Source organism: Sphingomonas sp. HT-1, assembly GCF_048568905.1.
Classification (GTDB): Bacteria; Pseudomonadota; Alphaproteobacteria; order Sphingomonadales; family Sphingomonadaceae; genus Sphingomonas.
The window spans coordinates 302,623-318,782 of record NZ_CP183770.1 but is presented as its reverse complement, the minus strand read 5'-3'; the positions used below and the strand labels follow the sequence as shown (position 1 = coordinate 318,782).

General features: G+C 65.1%; 13 protein-coding genes. 1 reads left to right on the top strand and 12 read right to left on the bottom strand.

From position 1 onward, the window contains the following. Nucleotides 1-42 precede the first annotated feature (42 nt). The 11 genes from kduI to ACNFJ7_RS01515 form a co-directional block, all read right to left on the bottom strand. On the bottom strand, nucleotides 43-885 hold the full coding sequence (gene kduI / locus ACNFJ7_RS01565; protein ID WP_019370276.1) for a 5-dehydro-4-deoxy-D-glucuronate isomerase: 843 nt from the start codon (nucleotides 883-885) through the stop codon (nucleotides 43-45). Between the two features lie 50 nt (nucleotides 886-935). Beyond that, complete coding sequence (gene uxaC, locus ACNFJ7_RS01560; RefSeq protein WP_019370275.1) at nucleotides 936-2,357, bottom strand: glucuronate isomerase; 1,422 nt, start codon at nucleotides 2,355-2,357, stop codon at nucleotides 936-938. 28 nt (nucleotides 2,358-2,385) lie between these two features. Then, nucleotides 2,386-3,675: an MFS transporter gene (locus ACNFJ7_RS01555; protein WP_019370274.1), complete on the bottom strand. Its 1,290-nt coding sequence runs from the start codon at nucleotides 3,673-3,675 to the stop codon at nucleotides 2,386-2,388. A gap of 33 nt (nucleotides 3,676-3,708) precedes the next feature. Further along, nucleotides 3,709-4,500: a 2-keto-4-pentenoate hydratase gene (locus ACNFJ7_RS01550; RefSeq protein WP_058805428.1), complete on the bottom strand. Its 792-nt coding sequence runs from the start codon at nucleotides 4,498-4,500 to the stop codon at nucleotides 3,709-3,711. 17 nt (nucleotides 4,501-4,517) lie between these two features. Further along, nucleotides 4,518-4,640: a hypothetical protein gene (locus ACNFJ7_RS01545; RefSeq protein ID WP_019370273.1), complete on the bottom strand. Its 123-nt coding sequence runs from the start codon at nucleotides 4,638-4,640 to the stop codon at nucleotides 4,518-4,520. 115 nt (nucleotides 4,641-4,755) lie between these two features. Beyond that, entirely contained in the window at nucleotides 4,756-6,180 is a 1,425-nt protein-coding gene (locus tag ACNFJ7_RS01540; protein WP_058805429.1) for a glycoside hydrolase family 28 protein, read from the bottom strand. Nucleotides 6,181-6,283: 103 nt separating this feature from the next. Further along, nucleotides 6,284-7,342 carry a glycosyltransferase family 2 protein gene (locus ACNFJ7_RS01535; RefSeq protein WP_026009261.1) on the bottom strand — a complete coding sequence of 353 codons (1,059 nt, stop codon included), beginning with the start codon at nucleotides 7,340-7,342 and terminating at the stop codon, nucleotides 6,284-6,286. A gap of 75 nt (nucleotides 7,343-7,417) precedes the next feature. Then, entirely contained in the window at nucleotides 7,418-8,458 is a 1,041-nt protein-coding gene (locus ACNFJ7_RS01530) for a cupin-like domain-containing protein (protein WP_019370270.1), read from the bottom strand. Beyond that, complete coding sequence (locus ACNFJ7_RS01525; protein WP_019370269.1) at nucleotides 8,455-9,177, bottom strand: SapC family protein; 723 nt, start codon at nucleotides 9,175-9,177, stop codon at nucleotides 8,455-8,457. The genes ACNFJ7_RS01530 and ACNFJ7_RS01525 overlap by 4 nt, the downstream gene beginning before the upstream one ends. A gap of 146 nt (nucleotides 9,178-9,323) precedes the next feature. Beyond that, on the bottom strand, nucleotides 9,324-12,461 hold the full coding sequence (locus ACNFJ7_RS01520; RefSeq protein ID WP_026009259.1) for a TonB-dependent receptor: 3,138 nt from the start codon (nucleotides 12,459-12,461) through the stop codon (nucleotides 9,324-9,326). A 303-nt stretch (nucleotides 12,462-12,764) separates the two neighbouring features. Continuing rightward, a complete protein-coding gene (locus ACNFJ7_RS01515) occupies nucleotides 12,765-13,601 on the bottom strand; it encodes an HpcH/HpaI aldolase/citrate lyase family protein (RefSeq protein ID WP_026009258.1) in 837 nt (278 codons plus the stop codon). Nucleotides 13,602-13,736: 135 nt separating this feature from the next. Here ACNFJ7_RS01515 and ACNFJ7_RS01510 point away from each other — a divergent pair, with 135 nt between their 5' ends. Continuing rightward, nucleotides 13,737-15,320 carry a family 43 glycosylhydrolase gene (locus ACNFJ7_RS01510; protein ID WP_026009257.1) on the top strand — a complete coding sequence of 528 codons (1,584 nt, stop codon included), beginning with the start codon at nucleotides 13,737-13,739 and terminating at the stop codon, nucleotides 15,318-15,320. A 57-nt stretch (nucleotides 15,321-15,377) separates the two neighbouring features. Here the strand turns inward: ACNFJ7_RS01510 and ACNFJ7_RS01505 are convergent, their stop codons facing one another. Continuing rightward, complete coding sequence (locus tag ACNFJ7_RS01505) at nucleotides 15,378-16,157, bottom strand: SDR family NAD(P)-dependent oxidoreductase (RefSeq protein WP_019370265.1); 780 nt, start codon at nucleotides 16,155-16,157, stop codon at nucleotides 15,378-15,380. Between the last annotated feature and the right edge of the window lie 3 nt (nucleotides 16,158-16,160).

The window sequence follows — 16,160 nt, the reverse complement described above, 5'->3', positions numbered from 1 at the left end:
ACCCCCCAGCCCCCTCCCGCGCGCGGGAGGGGGGTCAGGCCGTCACGCCAGCTGGCAGATATCCAGCACGTTCATGTCGGTATAATCCTGGTTCTCGCCGGCCATCGCCCAGATGAAGGCATAGGATTTGGTGCCGGCACCCATGTGGATCGACCAGGGCGGACTGATCACGGCTTCCTCGTTCGCCATCACGATGTGGCGGGTCGCCTCGCCTTCGCCCATGAAGTGCATGACGCGATCCTTCTCCAGATCGTCGAGCTCGAAGTAGAAGTAGATCTCGCTGCGCCGCTCATGGATGTGGGGGGGCATGGTGTTCCACACGCTGCCCGGCTTGAGCACGGTGAGGCCCATCACCAACTGCGCGCTGTCGCACACGCCGGGGATAACGAGCTGGAAGATCGTCCGCTCGTTCGATTCCTCCAGGCTGCCGCGCTCCAGCGCATTGGCGTCGGCGATTCCGAGCTTGCGGGTGGTGAACGCCTTGTGCGCGGGGCACGAGGCCAGATAGTAGCGCGCGCCCTCGCCGGCGAACTCTACGTCCTTGGCGCCCATCGTCACGTACAGGCAGTCCTTGTTGCCCAGTGTGAAGCTCTCGCCGTCGACAGTTACGGTGCCGTCGACCTTACCGACATTGACGATCGCGAGTTCGCGCCGCTCCAGGAACGGATGACCCGCGGCGGACGCAGGCTCGGTCTGGGCAGGCAGCGTCACCGGGCTGGCGCCCACCTGTACCCCGCCGATCACGAAGCGATCGGCATGGGTATAGTTGAGCACGCATTCACCCTCCCGGAAGAGGCCGGAGATCAGATAGCGGTCGCGCAATTCCTCGTTCGACACGCACTCCATCATGTCGGGGTGAGTGGCGTAATAGGTCCGGTCGAACATCAGTCTCTCTCCGTTGCATCGGTTCGGGTGGCCTTTGCCACCGGTGTCTGTCAGTCCCTATCCAGCTTGTAGGCGCGGCGCACAAGCCCGTTCGTGAGCTCGAAGGCGAGTTCCGCCGCTTCCCAGTCGAGCAACCGCCCCTCGGCCACCAGCTGCGCCAGGAAGCCGCAATCGATCCGCCGCGCGACGTCGTGGCGCGCCGGGATCGACAGGAAGGCGCGCGTATCGTCGTTAAAGCCCACCGTGTTGTAGAAGCCCGCCGTCTCGGTCACCTGCTCGCGGAAGCGGCGCATGCCCTCGGGGCTGTCATGGAACCACCAGGCCGGCCCCAGCTTCAAGCAGGGATAATGGCCCGCCAGCGGCGCCAGTTCGCGCGCATAGACCGTTTCGTCCAGCGTGAAGAGAATGATCGACAACTCGCTCGAGGTGCCGAAGCGATCGAGCAGCGGTTTGAGGGCGTGGACATAGTCGGTCGCCATCGGGATGTCGGCGCCCTTGTCGCGACCATGGCTGGCGAAGAGCCCGCCATTGTGGTTACGGAAGCTGCCCGGGTGGATCTGCATCACCATCCCGTCCTCAACGCTCATCGCCGCCATCTCGGTGAGCATCTGCGCACGGAACAGCTCGGCATCGGCTGGGGTCCAGTCATCCGACAGGATCCTGGCGAACAGCGCCTCGGCTTCCGCCCTGCTCAAATTCGCGGTGCGCGCCGTGGGATGGCCATGGTCGGTAGCCGTGGCTCCAGCGGCACGGAAATCGGCGCGACGCCTGCGGTGCGCGGCGAGATAGCCGTCCCAGCTGTACACGTCCTCGCCGGTCTTCCCGGCGAAGATCTTGAGCGCGCCGTGGAACTGCTCATGTTCGACATCGATCACCGCATCAGGGCGATAGGTGGTCACGACGCGGCCGCCCCATCCCGATTCCTGGATGGCATGGTGCGGCGACAGGTCGTCCTGCGGACCCTCGGTCGTGGCGAGGAACTCGATGTTGAAGCGATCGAACAGGGCGCGCGGACGGAACTCGTCGCTCGCCAGCTTCTCGTTGATCGTGTCGTAGTAGAAATTCGCCGTCTCGGCTTCCAGCGCCACATCGAACCCGAACACCTCGCCGAACACATGGCCCAGCCACATGGCGGACGGGGTGCCGCGGAACAGATACAGATGTTCGGCAAAGGTGCGCCATGCCGCTCGCGGATCGGTGGCGGGCATGCCGGCCTTGCTCGGCACGCACAGCGCGTCAAGCGACACGCCCTGCGAATATAGCATTCGGTAGATGTAATGGTCCGGCGAGAGCAGCAACTCGGTCGCGTTCGACCAATTGACGTTGGTCGAGAACCAGGTTGGATCGGTATGGCCGTGCGGGCTGATGATCGGCAGGCCGGCGACCTGCGCATAGAGTTCGCGCGCGATCGCACGGGTGCGGTCCTCGGCCGGCAACAGCCGGTCGGGATCGAGCTTCAGCGGCTTGGCCATCGGGTACTCCGGTAGACTGGAAGTGAAATCAGGCGCTCATGTCGACGCGGGCAAGCCGCGGCGACAGGAAATGGACGCAGGCGAGCGCGACGAAATAGGCGCTGCCGGCCACCGCGAACAACGGCCAATAGCTGCCGAGCCGCTCGAGCACTTCACCCGCGTACAACGACATCAGGATGCCGCCGATCGCGCCGACAGTGCCGCCGATGCCGATCACCGATCCAACGGCGCCGCGCGGGAACATGTCCGCCGGAAGCGCATAGAGGTTCGCCGAGAAGGCCTGATGCGCCGCCGTCGCGATGCCGATCACGCCCACCGCCATCCAAACGCTGCTGAGCGACTCCGCGAACAGCACCGGCAACACCGCAAAGGCGCAGACCAGCATCGTCACCTTGCGGGCGACGTTGGCGGTGTACCCGGCACGCATCAGCCGCGAGGACAGCCAGCCGCCGGCGACGCTCCCCATGTCCGACACGAGGTAGATCGCGGCCAGCGGCAGGCCGAAGGTCTTGAGGTCGAGCTGATACCGCTCGAACAAATAGCCCGGCAGCCAGAACAGGAAGAACCACCAGACCGGATCGATGAAGAACTTGCCGAGCGCATAGGCCCAGGTTTCGCGCTTGGTGAGGACCGATCCGTAGCCGAGCTTCTGCACCTTGTCGGCGGGGTCCTGCTCGATCCAGGCGAGTTCGGCTTCGGTCACCTTGGGGTGTTCGCGCGGGGAGCGATATAGCGTCCACCAGGCGATCAGCCAGACGAAGCTGACGAGGCCGGTGATGACAAAGGCAGAGCGCCAGCCCCAAGCCAGCACCATGTACGGGATGACGAGCGGAGTCAGCACGGCGCCGATATTGGCGCCTGCGTTGAACACGCCGATGGCGAAGGCCCGTTCCTTGGCCGGAAACCATTCCGTCACCGCCTTGATGCCCGCTGGGAAGTTGCCCGATTCGCCGATCCCCAGCGCAAAGCGCGCGATGGCGAAGTGCATCAGGCTATGCGCAGCGCCGTGGAAGATATGGGCGACCTGCCACACCACGAAGGCGATGGTGTAGCCGACGCGGGCGCCGACCTGGTCCACCACCTTGCCGAAGATGATGTAGCCGATGGCATAGGCGAACTGGAACCAGATGATGACGCTGGCGAAGTCCTTCTCCGTCCAGTGCAGGTCGGCCATTAGCGTCGGCTTGAGCACGCCGATCATCTGGCGATCGACATAGTTGATGATCGTGGCCACGAACAGCAGCCCGCAGATCACCCAGCGATATCGCCCCACCCGTGCCGCGGCACCCCGCACCGCGGCTTCGCCTTGATTCGCCATCACCTCTCCAATCCCATTCGGTCGTACCCGGAATCAGGCGATTCCGATCCTGCATTCCACGCACCTGCCCGACCCGAACCGTGCCTCCACCTTCGCCCCCGGCCGGACCGGGTGGACGCCGGTGACGGCGCCGGTTGAAATCCACTGCCCTTCCGACAGCGGCAGACCCTGCCGGGCCGCCAGTTCGAACAGGAAGCGTACCGCCCCGATCGGCCCGTCGAGCATTGCGCCCGCCGTACCCGTGCCGGCTACTTCCCCGTCGATCGATAGCGATACCGGCCAGCTTAGGAAATCCTCTTCAGAAGATATACCGTATCCGATCAGCAAGCCGTTATTGTTTCCGAAGTCCGATACCGTTACGGCCGGGCCGTGTTCGTTGATGCCAGCGAAGGGCGAGCTGGCGATTTCAATGCCGACGCGCAGCTCCGCGATGTACGGCAGCACATCGGCGTTGGTCCACGCCCGATCAAAGCTGGCCGGCAGCGGCCCCAGCCGCGCAAGATACTCCGCCTCGGCCGCACCGAAGCCGTTGCGGAAGACCGGCATTTCCGGCTGCTCCTCTGCGTCTGCCCAGACCACGCTGCCCGCGAAGATCGGCCCGGCCAGCCGGTTCGCGCCATAGCGCTCCACCAGACCGTCCGGCACGCGCCCGACTTTCCACCCGGCGATGGGCGCACCGAACAGCGCTATCGCCTCTGCCTGGATGGCATAAGCCTCCGCCAGCGTCGCCGGCATCGCGCCTGGATAATCGGCAAACCCCTGCTTGGCGCGTCGCGCTGCCACGAAAGCCTGGGCGATGGTTTCCGCCGTCGCTTGCTCCGACAATGTTCTTTTCCCTTTCGTCAGTCGTCCATCGCGCCACAGCCGCCTGGCAGGGGCGCGCCGTCTGCCTTGCGCGCAGCGATTACGAGCGCGCTCTGGCCTGCCGAGGCAGGCCGGAACGCCAGGTGGAAGGATCCGGACATGCCGGTTCCCGGGTGAAGGTCTCTCCGCCGACCCGCTCCAAAGAATGCCGGCGCCGCGGTACAATTTGATACCGGTGTCAACATCACGCGTCAACGTTCTTGCGCGGCCGCGGCGTCATGCAAGCCCGGATACCAATGCCCCGTTCACGCGCACATCCTCCAGCCGCAGCCTTTCGGTGTAGCGAACGATGCTGGGTTCGGTAACGCCGTCGAAGCGACAGTCGCGGAACAGAATGTCCGTCACCGGAGCACCGGGCAGACCCTGGCTGTCCAAAACACGTACCGCGTTTTTCGCGCGCAGCCGCTCGATCACCACATGGCGCAAGTGCGGGACAAAACGGCCATTGGCACCTTCCTCATAGTTGAAGTCGCACGTCACGGCCGCGCGGCTGACCTGCCCTACATCGATATCCCGGTAATGGAAATTCTCGAGCAGCCCGCCCCGTAACGCATTGTTTTTGAAGCGGATTGCATACCACAGATCGGGGCTGTCCATCGTGCAGCGTTCGGCGAACACCCAGCGGGCACCGCCGGAGATCTGCGATCCCACCACCACCCCGCCATGCCCCTGCCGCATCCGGCAATCGCGGATCAGGATGTTCTGCGCCGGCCGGGCGAGGCGCCGCCCATCCTCGTTGCGGCCCGAGTTGATAGCGATGCAATCGTCGCCCGTGTCGAAGCTGCAGCCTTCGATCAGTGCGCCGTCCACCGATTCAGGATCGCAGCCATCATTGTTCGGCCCATGCCCCATCACGTCGACCCCGCGGACGATCAGGTTGCGGCACAGCACCGGGTGGATCTGCCAAAAGGGGGAGCCGCGCAGCTTCACTCCCTCGATCAACACATTCTCGCAGTCATAGGGCTGGACAAAGGCCGGGCGCAGGAAGGCACCGTCGCCGAATACTCGCTTTTCCACTGGCACGCGACGCTCGGCCATGTCGAACAGGATCGCGCGCGCCTTGCGCTGGTCCGGCATGCCGTCGCGCCAGCCATGATCGGTCGTCCCGCCCCAGGGCCCTTTCCACGACCACCAGTCGCGGGCGCTGCCCTGCCCGTCCAGCGTGCCTTGGCCGGTGATCGCAATGTCGCGCTGGCGATAGGCGTAGACGAGCGGCGAATAGTTCATCAACTCGATCCCCTCCCACCGCGTGAAGACGAGCGGATAATGAGCGGGATCGGTGGAGAAGAGCAGCGTCGCCCCCGCCTGGAGATGCAGGTTCACCTTCGATTGCAGGTGCACCGCCCCGGTAAGGAACCGTCCCGCGGGCACGACCACGCGACCACCGCCGGCCGCCGCACAGGCGCTGATCGCGCGGGCGATGGCCTGGGTGTTCAACGTGGTGCCATCGCCACGGGCACCGAACTGCACCACATCGAAATCGCGCTGCGGAAACACCGGCGGCTGCACGGCGCGGGCGATCGCCGCAGCTCGCAGCCAGGGATCGGCATCCTCGGCACGCGCCGAGCGCGGCAGCAGCGATGCGACGGCACCCGCGCCGGCCTGACCAAGAAGCGCGCGACGAGAAGGCGTGAACGACATCAATCCTCTCCTGCATGCCGGCCTTTGACACCGGTTGCACAAAAGACTGTCGGGAGGATCGGCTTTGGTCAAGCCCGCGTGCGACAGGCCGTTCTGCAAGCCGTCAGGCGGCGGTGCGCAACGTCTGTTCCAGCGCGGCGAACTCCGCCGCCTTATCGGTGATGCCCAGCCCCTGGTACAGCAGTGCAAGATTGCCGGCGGCGAGATAGCTGCCACAGCCCGGCACCGATCCGTCGAGCTGCGGCTGTTCGCCGATCGAGAGGCAGCGCAGCCACGCCCCCTCTGCCACCGGCAGCAGCTGATCGAACGCGATGGTGGGATTGCGGCTTGCCCAATCCAGATACAGATCCGCCACGGCAAAGAAGAAGTCGGGCGAGTTCAGCCAGGCCGCCTGTTCGGCATCGACCAGCGTCAGGGCCTCCTCAAACCGCTCCGCCTGTTTGAGCGCCTGAATCATCGATACGACGATCGCATGACGATAGGGCGCATCGGGCGCGGCGCCGCGATAGGCGGTACGCAGCGAGTCCGCAGCGCCGGCTGCGTCGCCGCGCACCAGCTGCTCGCGCCCCAGCTGATACCAGAGATAGGCATCGCCGGGCGCATCGACGAGCGCGCGTTCCAGCAGCGCCTGGTTGCGCCCTTGCTTGCGCGCGAGCTGGGCGGCGACATAGCCGTCATGCCCGATCGTCAACGCCAGCGGCACGAAGGGCAGATCGGATACGGGATGCTCGTGAATGCGGCCGGAATAGCGCACGCCTCGTGGCAGGATGCGTGGAAGGAAGCGGCGGGTCGGCTCGGACTCGACCGTTTCGTTGCAGATCCGCACGCAGCCCACGAAGCGCGGCGCCGGCGTCGCCGCAGGGAACAGCATTGCCGGCCCGAGCGCCTCGGCGCTGCCGATCAGCCATTCGTCGGCGTCTAGGATGAGATTCCAGTCCGCATCGGAACAATCGAGCGCGGCGTTGCGGGCAGCGGCGAAATCGTCGCACCAGACGAAATCATGCACCTGCGCGCCGCACCCGGCGGCAATGGCGCGGGTATCGTCGGTCGATCCGGTGTCGAGTACGATCATGCGATCGACATGGGCGCGCGCGCTTTCGAGGCAGCGCGCGATGCAGCGCGCCTCGTTGCGGGCGATCATCACCAAAGCCAATCGTGTCACGCCAAACTCGCCCCTCGGACCACTCCGTCCATTATAGAGGGCTGCGGCACGGCGACCGGCCGTCGGGCGGAATTGCTAGCGGTTGAGCCGGTTCAGCAGCTGCGCACGCAGCCTTCGTGCCTGCACCGCGTCGATCGGGGCCAGCGGCCCCCGCGCCGCCTGGGGCAGATGCGCGCCCGCCCGCTCCGGCGCGCCGAATACATAATAGTCGAACAGCGCCTGCCAAGCGCGCTTCTCCGCTGCCGGGCGGTCGCGCAGGCTGAGCAGTGCGTGCAGCAGTGTCAGTTGCGGCGTGTCCAGCCAGGCGGGGCTGGTATTCCACCAATAGTTCACCAGCACGTTGAACGGCCCCAGCGCCTCCACATGGTGCCACCACATGGCGGGGTAAAAAAGCAGGTCGCCCGCTTCCATCTCGGCCACCTGCGCGGTCGCCATCGCATCCCGAAATCCGGGGAAGCGCTCGAAATCGGGCGCCGCGAAATCGACCATGCTTACGACCTGGCCGCCCGGCGTCGGTTCCAGCGGACCCGGATACAGGTTCGCCACCTGATCCGGCGGGAACAGTGTGAAGCGTCGCCGGCCAACTGCGCAGACCGCCAGATTGTGCGACATGTCGTAGTGGCAGCTGGCGATCGTGCGGTTGCCGATCCAGATGCTCGCCAGCGGCGGATGCGCGGCGAACATCGGATGGTTGAGTGCGAGGTCGTTCTCTTCGCGTAAGCCGGGCAGATAGGTATCGAGATCGGTGGAGCCGACATAGAAGCTGGGCGCGCCTGCCACATCCACCTGCGAGCGCATCTCCTCCAGCAGCGCCGACAGCGGCTCGCGGCGGCCGCTGAAGTTCAGGCCGCTCACGTCTTCGGTATAGAAGAACCGGCCGCCAATCTCCGGCGCCCCCCGGAAGGCAACGACCGGCCGGCCAGCATCGAAGCGCTTCAGCAGGTCCATCGCGGCGTCGCCAGAGGCACGCCCGGCGCGCACCAGCGGCCAGTCGGCGGCGACGCCCTTTAGGATCACCGGCGCCTGCCCTGCCAGCAATTCGTCATAGGGGATCGCATCCGGCGCTACGCTTTCGATCACCTGCACGGCCGGGGCGGAGGCGGCAACCCGGTTCACCGATCGGCTGCCTGCGCGTTCTTGCGCTCGATCAGCGCGCTGATGTTCCCGATCGAACTGGCCACCATATAGGCCTGGCCCAGCAGACCGGCCTGACGCAGCCGATCGAGATCGGCAACGGGCAGCGCATCGAGCCGCTCGCGGGACAACATCTGGAATCCCTCGATCACATAGCGCCGTCCGCCATGCAGCGTCACTTCAATGGCATTGGCCTCGAGAAGGTCGAGCTCACGGAACAGTGCGTAGACCGGCGCAGCCGCGCCTAGGCCAGCGTGAATCCGCCCGAGGACCTTCGACACATGCTCCAGGTACGGGCTCGCACCGCCCTGGGGGAGGAACAGCGGCTCCCCATCGTCCACGCCCACACGGGGATCGTCGAGATCAATATGAACCGTCGGCCCCTCGTCCGGATCGGCCCCATCACCGGGAATTCCGATCGAGAACGGGCCGCGCTGCTGGAGCGCCGGCACATAGCGACTGGTCCAACGCTGCCCATCGAAAAACAGATTTTCGTCGCGATCCAGCCCGGTCAGCACCACGGCCTGCAGCCCTTCCTGCGGCTCTTCGCGGAACAGTATGGGAAATTCGCGCTGGGCCGCCTCAAACTCGGTGGGGAAGATCAGCAACTGATTGGCGGCGTCGCCGAACGCAGCACCGTAGCGGAACGCGACCCGAAGGTCCTGGTGCAGCACATTGTCGAGTGCGACCGGTCTTGTCATGCGAACTCTATTCCTTTTCCCCGTGCGGTCGGCGCGCCGACGCAGGTTTGGCGACCATGGCCGAAAGCCGCCGCCCTCTCAACGGGCAAGCGAAAGGGCCGCTGCACATGGCAGCGGCCCTTCCTCTCCTACGGTATTCGCGTCGCTCAGAACTTGAAGCGAGCGCCGAGCAGGAAGCGGCGATCCAGTTCCTGCGCGAACCAAAGCTGCTTCTCGTCGCGGGCATAGGTCCGCACGCTCTCTTCGGTAAGGTTGATGCCTTCGAGCGTGATGGCGATCTGCGGCGTGATCTCGTAGCTGATGTTCATGTCGAGCTGGCCGAATGGCGCGGTGAACTCGGGGTTACGCGAGTTCTGCCGATTGATGCCCGACAGGGTCTTTCCGCGCCAGTTATAAGCAAGACGCGCGGAGATGCCGCTCTTCTCGTAGATCAGCGTACCGCTGGCAGTATCGCTCAGCCCGACCAGCGCGAACTGGTCCTGCGACGGATCGGCACCGATGTTGAACCCGACATTGCCGCGTACCAGCGTGTATTGCGCCGCGACGCCGAACCCGGTCGAACCCAGGAAGTACTGGCCGGCAACTTCGACGCCGTAAATTTCGGCATCCTTGTTGTTGATCGGCTGCGTCACCTGGAACTGCCACAGGGCATCGGTGCCATTGGCGACGATACGCGGACCGTTGTTGAGCGTCTGGAGGAACGCGCGGTCGAGCGTGCGAGTCTGCGCGTTGTACTGTGCGCTGAACTGCGACAGTGCCGCTGCCGTCGATCCGGTCGACTGGATCAGCGAGGTGAGCGCGTAGAGGTTTTCGTCGCTGGTATCCGCCCCGATGCCCTGCAACGCCGCGCGCGCAACGCCGGAACGGCTTCCCGCCACGGCAGAGGTAGGATCACGCAGGTCGAAAAGGGTCGAGTTGTACTGGCCATTGCCGATGAAGTTGCGGACGCGCTTGTCGAAGAACGACGCCGAGATGTAGCTGTCCGGCTTGAAGTACCATTCCAGCGACACGTCGAAATTGTCCGAAATCAGCGGACGCAGGCGAGCGTTACCCGTGTTGGCCGTGGGGATGCCGCCATTGATGCTGGGACGCGGCGGACCGAACACCGTCACGGAGGTGTAGAGGTTGTTGTAGTTCGGACGAGCGATCGTCTTGCTGTACGAAACGCGTGCCAGCAGGTTGCGCTGCAATTCGACCTGGAAGTCGACCTGCGGCAGGATGTTGTCGTAGCTGCCGCCATCGCTCAGATACTGGCTCTGGTTCGACAGAACGACCGTGAAGTCGTTGTCCGAATCCCACTCGATGCCGGCCGGAACCGCCGTAAGCGAGGTGGTGTGCGACTTGGTGTGCTCGTAGCGCAGGCCACCGACCAGACGCGCCGGTGCGTTGCCGATCTCACCCTTCCAGGTAAGCTGGCCATAGGCTGCCCAGATGTCTTCCTTGACGCGGTTGTCTGCCCGGCTGTTGACGGTCAGCGCGTTGCCGCGATTGGCATAGAAGGGCGACATCACCGAGAAGATGTTCGCAGCGTTGCCACGATAGGCGATCTGCGACTCCGGATCCGAGCCGGGATTGTAATGCTCGAACTTGCAGACGAGGCAGAAGGCCTGCAGCGCGCCCGGCGCCTGCCGCTGCACGTCGCCCGGGTTGGCAAGGCCCCAGTCACCCAGCGTCTGCTGCTGCTCGGTATAGGTCTGCGTGGTATCGACCTTGCGGAAGTTGCCGCCGAAGTCGAAGCGGCTGCCGTCGCCGAGATCCCAACCGAAGTCGGCGCGGATTTCCTTGACCTTCTGGTCCTGCAGCGAGCTGCGGGTGCGGCCGATCGACGAACCGACGGTGTTCAGGTTGATCGCAGTGCCCGGTGCCAGGGTGATATCCTGCTGCGGGATACCGGACAGATAGGTCACCGAGTGCGACTGCACGACGTTGGCACCCATGCCCATCAGCGTCGAACTATAGCCATTGGGGTTGTCCGGCCGGCTCGACGCCGAGCTGATGTGGCCATCGAGGTTCAACGTGAGGGTCGGCGTGATTTCCCAATTGGCATTCAGGCCGTAGTCCTCGATCTTGCTCTTCTGCGCGCGCGATTGCGCTTCGAAGCCTTCGTCCTTCAGACCGGTTTCATGCAGATAGGTTGCCGTCGCCACCGTCGGGTTGCTGTCGAACGTGACTTCGTCGAACGGGCGGTTGAACCAGTTCGACACGTCCGAACGCTCTTCGCGCTGCTTGTTCTGCGCATACAGCGCGTCGGCGGTCAGCGTCAGCGTGTCGGTCGGCTTGAACTGCACCGTGGCCTGGCCATTGATGCGTTCGCGGCTGCCCTCGGCATAGTGATAGCGGCTGTCGTTCGGGATCGCGACGAGCTGGTTCGGATTGCTCGGCGCGTTCTTCACGACCGTGCAGGTCGGCGTTGCGGCACCCGTGCAGGCGCCGCCGCTCCGTGCGAAACCGCCGGTCAGGAAGGTGCTGTACGGGATGATGTTCCAGTCGTTCGACGTTGCCGAAATCGACGTGAAATTGCGCTTCTGATAGCTGCCGAACAGGTTGACGCCAAAGCGCTGCTCCGGATCGCTCCAGCTCATCACGCCCGAAAATTCCGGAGTCACCTTCGAACCGCAATCGAGACAGCCGTCGACGCTGGTGTCGTACACGGCCTTGGCGCCGAGGCTGCCGCTGAAGCCCGACGTGCTGTTATCGAGCGGGCGGCGCGTGATGACGTTGATGGTCGCGCCGATGCCGCCCGACGGCACCGCGGCGCGGCCCGTCTTATAGACCTCGAGCGTCCGGACGCCTTCCGTCGCGAGGTTGGAGAAGTCGAACGAGCGGGTGGTGCCCTGGGCACCGTCCGAGTTCTGGTCGCCACCGACCACGGCCACGTTGGCGGCGGCGAGCTGGCGGCCGTTCAACGTCACCATGTTGAAATTCGGGCCGAAGCCGCGCACGGTGACCAGCGAGCCTTCGCCGTTGGTGCGGTTGATCGAGACGCCGGGAATACGCTGCAGCGATTCGGCCAAGTTGGTGTCCGGGAACTTGCCGATATCTTCCGCGGAGATCGCGTCGACGATACCAGGCGCTTCGCGCTTGATCGCGATCGAGCGCTCAAGGCTGGCGCGGATGCCGGTGACGACGATTTCTTCGCCCTGAACCGATTCCTGGGTGGCCGCGGCACCGGTGGCAACGTTGTCGGCTTGTGCCTGCGCAAACGATGGCATCAGCAAACATGCAGATACGGCGAGCACCGACGCCGAGCGCGACAGTAGCGCGGAACGCTTCATACTGTTCATTTTCCCCTCCTCGATCGCCGCATATTTGCGGCGGAGCTCATTGATCATTGCGACCGCACGGCGCGTTCGCGTGGCGTTACCGCTATCAACTCGAACAATATTGTCAACGCAGGAAGCCAAAATCTGTCAGACAGGTTTGATTTTAGCCGCGACTGTGGTGCCAAAGTAACAGGGTTTGCTCGACTTCAACCCGTCGCGCCCGAAATAAAATCTACGCCGCACTGCAGCGAACCTGTCTGACAGACGGAGTATCGCGAAGGTAAAATGCCTCGGCTTTCTGCCGAAACCAGTCGCTGTATGCGGTTACACTTCGGCGCGCGCCAATAGCCGGCGTGCTTGTTCCAGATGCGGCCGATCGATCATCCGACCGTCGAGTTTCAGCGCGCCTGCCTCCGGGTTCGCCGCGAAGGCTGCCACGATCGCCTTGGCCGCGGCGATCTCCGAGTCGCTCGGGGTGAACCCAGAATTGATCGCCGGGATCTGGTTGGGATGTATCGCCAGCATGCCCGTAAAGCCGTCCCGCCGCCCGCGCGCAACATAGGCTGCTAGCCCATCCGCATCGCCGGTGTCGGGGTACACGGTCTCGATCGCAGCGACGCCGGCGGCATGGGCGCCGAACAGCGCCAGCGCCCGCACCATCGCGAAGGGTGCGGTGTAGCTCCCGTCCGGCTCGCGCGCTGCGCTGGCGCCGATGGCGGCGGGCAGATCCTCGGCACCCCAGCTCAGCCCGACAAGATGCCGCGTGACCGCCGCATAGCTGCCCAGCTGGAACAGCGCCGCCGGCGTCTCCGTGGCGATGGGCAGGATCGGCGGGCACGCCTCCCCCGCCGCGGCCAGCAGGCGTTCGATCGATGCCGCACCTTCCGCCTTGGGCAGCACCAGCCCCGCCGGCCGGTGCGGCAGCACGGCCGCCAGATCCGCTGCCACAGAATCGCTGCCGAGCGGATTGATCCGGACATAGCTGGGAACGGACGGGCCGGCGGCAAGCCATTCGGCAATCGCCTCGCGCGCGAAAGGCTTGCGCGTTGCCACCACCGAATCCTCGCAATCGAGGATCAGCGCATCGGCGCCGCTCGCGGCCGCCTTGGCGAAGCGCTCCGGCCGATCGCCGGGCACGAATAGAAGCGATCGCAGCTTCATCGTCATCCTCTCCCCTGTTGCGTGCGCCTTGCCATCATCGCCATCGGCCTGGCAACCGCGCCTTGCCCCTTGCGACGGCAGGGGATAGCAAAAGGCCGCCGGTGTCATCACCGACAGAAAAGACAGGAGACGAGGATGCGGCTGAGCCGAAGAGACGCGTTGGGCGCCGCCGCAGGAGGTGCCTTGCTGGGTGGCGCATCCCGAACAGTCGCCGAGCCGGCAGCGGCTTCTCCCTGGCGCCGCGGCGTCGAGGGCCAGCGCATCGCCGATCTGGGCGACGGCCGCTTCCTTAACCCGCTGCTCGCCGGCGATCGCCCGGACCCCGCGATCCTGAAGGACGGCGCGGATTATTATATGACCTTTTCCAGCTTCGATTCCTATCCGGGGCTGACGATCTGGCACTCGCGCGATCTGGTGAACTGGGCGCCGCGCAAAGCCGCACTCTCCCGCAACATCGGCTCGGTCTGGGCCGTGAGCCTGGAAAAGCATAACGGCCGCTACTTCCTCTATGTGCCGGTCAAGGCCAAGCCGAACGACATCTATGTGCTCTGGGCCGATCATATCGACGGCCCCTGGAGCGACCCCATTTCGCTGGGCCTGCGCGCCCATATCGATCCCTGCCATGCGGTGGGCGAGGATGGATCGCGATGGCTGTTCCTGTCAGGCGGCGATCGGGTGCGACTGGCGCCGGATGGCCTGTCGCTCGCCGGCGCCGTGGAACATGTCTACGATCCCTGGCGCTATCCCGAGGACTGGGTGGTCGAAGGCTTTTCGCCGGAAGGCCCGAAGATCCATCGCCACGGTGACTGGTTCTACATGATCACTGCGGTGGGCGGCACCGCCGGTCCGCCGACCGGCCACATGGTAATTGCCGCGCGATCGCGCTCGATCCACGGTCCGTGGGAGAATTGCCCCGCCAATCCACTGGTACGCACCTCCCGCCTGGAGGAGAAGTGGTGGTCCCGCGGACACGCCTCGCTCGTCGAGGCGCCCGACGGCAGCTGGTGGTCGGTCTATCACGGCTATGAGAATGGCTTTTGGACGCTGGGCCGCCAGGCGCTGCTCGATCCAATCGAATGGACCGCCGATGGGTGGTTCCGGATGACGGGCGGCGATCTCTCGCGGCCCCTGCCTAAGCCACGCGGCGGCCCCGCCGTGCCGCATGGACAGCGGCTGTCCGACAGGTTCGAGCGGCTCGAACTCGGCAGTAAATGGAACTTCTTCCGGCCCGCTCCCGACGAAGCTGCACGCGCGCGGGCCGAAGATGGTGCGCTGGTGCTTAAGGCACGCGGCACTGCTCCCAGCGACAGTTCGCCGCTGATGCTGATCGCGGGCGACCAGGCCTATCAGTTCGAGTGCGACGTAGAACTCGGGGCCGGCACCACCGCTGGGCTGCTACTCTTCTACGACGATAAGCTTTATTGCGGGCTGGGGTTCGACGAAAAGCGCTTCGTCACGCACCAATATGGCATGGAGCGCGGCCGCCCGGCCAACCCGCACGGGCAGCGGATGCGCATCCGCGTGACCAATGATCGCCACATCGTCTCCTTCCACACCAGCGGCGATGACGGCGCGACGTGGAAGCGGTTCGATCGGGGCATGGAAGTGTCGGGCTACCACCACAATGTGCGCGGAGGCTTCCTGATGCTGCGGCCGGCCCTTTATTCGGCGGGCGCGGGCGAGACGCGGTTCCGGGATTTCCGGTTCCGGGCGCTGTAGCGCCGAGCGCCTATGGCTCGCGCCCCCTCCCGCAAGCGGGAGGGGAATGCATGCTGGTTATTCGCCGCTGCCGGGCTCGGCGATCTTGCGGTGCTGCTCGGCGGTTACCGATTGCGGCAGCACGCCGGCGCCGGCCACCTGCAGCTTGTTCGAGATGCCCGAGACGATGTTGTCCGTCCCCTTCATCAGCGCCGTCCAGCCATCCTTGGCGACATCGGCGGGATCGGACTTGCTCTCGCTCTGGCCAACCTTGGTGTCCATCATGCCGGCGCGCTCGAAGAACTCGGTCTCAACCGGGCCCGGCAGCAACGTCGTGATGGTGATGCCCTTCACGTCCTTCAGCTCGTTGCGGATCGCTGCGGCGAAATTATCCACGAACGCCTTGGTGCCGTTATACACCGCCTGGAAGCTGCCCGGGATCCAGCCCGCGATCGATCCGGTGATCAGCACCTTGCCTTCCCCTGCATCGCGCATCTGCCGCAGCACTTTCTGCAGCAGATAGACGGTTCCGGTAACGTTGGTGTCGATCACGTGTCGCCATTCGGCGACGTCCTGATCGAGGAAGCCGCCGCCCAGGCCGTGACCGGCATTGGCGCAGAGCAGATCGACCCGCCGCCCGCCAGCTGCCGACAGCAGCCGGTCGACGCCTTCGATGGTGGAAAGGTCGGTCTCCACCGACTGGACGTCGACGCCCTCGCCCTTCAGCGCGGCGGCGGCGTCGACCAGCGGGGTGTCGGCTACCACCAGCAGGTCATAGCCGTCGCGCGCCGCGAGCCGCGCGAGTTCCAGGCCGATGCCGGTTGAGGCACCGGTCACGATCGCAAATTTGTTCGCCATTTT

What these genes read in the sequence shown, in the direction of transcription:
- kduI (WP_019370276.1), bottom strand. Translation starts at nt 885, where the DNA reads ATGTTCGACCGGACCTATTACGCCACTCACCCCGACATGATGGAGTGC.
- uxaC (WP_019370275.1), bottom strand. Translation starts at nt 2,357, where the DNA reads ATGGCCAAGCCGCTGAAGCTCGATCCCGACCGGCTGTTGCCGGCCGAG.
- ACNFJ7_RS01555 (WP_019370274.1), bottom strand. Translation starts at nt 3,675, where the DNA reads ATGGCGAATCAAGGCGAAGCCGCGGTGCGGGGTGCCGCGGCACGGGTG.
- ACNFJ7_RS01545 (WP_019370273.1), bottom strand. Translation starts at nt 4,640, where the DNA reads ATGTCCGGATCCTTCCACCTGGCGTTCCGGCCTGCCTCGGCAGGCCAG.
- ACNFJ7_RS01540 (WP_058805429.1), bottom strand. Translation starts at nt 6,180, where the DNA reads ATGTCGTTCACGCCTTCTCGTCGCGCGCTTCTTGGTCAGGCCGGCGCG.
- ACNFJ7_RS01525 (WP_019370269.1), bottom strand. Translation starts at nt 9,177, where the DNA reads ATGACAAGACCGGTCGCACTCGACAATGTGCTGCACCAGGACCTTCGG.
- ACNFJ7_RS01520 (WP_026009259.1), bottom strand. Translation starts at nt 12,461, where the DNA reads ATGAACAGTATGAAGCGTTCCGCGCTACTGTCGCGCTCGGCGTCGGTG.
- ACNFJ7_RS01515 (WP_026009258.1), bottom strand. Translation starts at nt 13,601, where the DNA reads ATGAAGCTGCGATCGCTTCTATTCGTGCCCGGCGATCGGCCGGAGCGC.
- ACNFJ7_RS01510 (WP_026009257.1), top strand. Translation starts at nt 13,737, where the DNA reads ATGCGGCTGAGCCGAAGAGACGCGTTGGGCGCCGCCGCAGGAGGTGCC.
- ACNFJ7_RS01505 (WP_019370265.1), bottom strand. Translation starts at nt 16,157, where the DNA reads ATGGCGAACAAATTTGCGATCGTGACCGGTGCCTCAACCGGCATCGGC.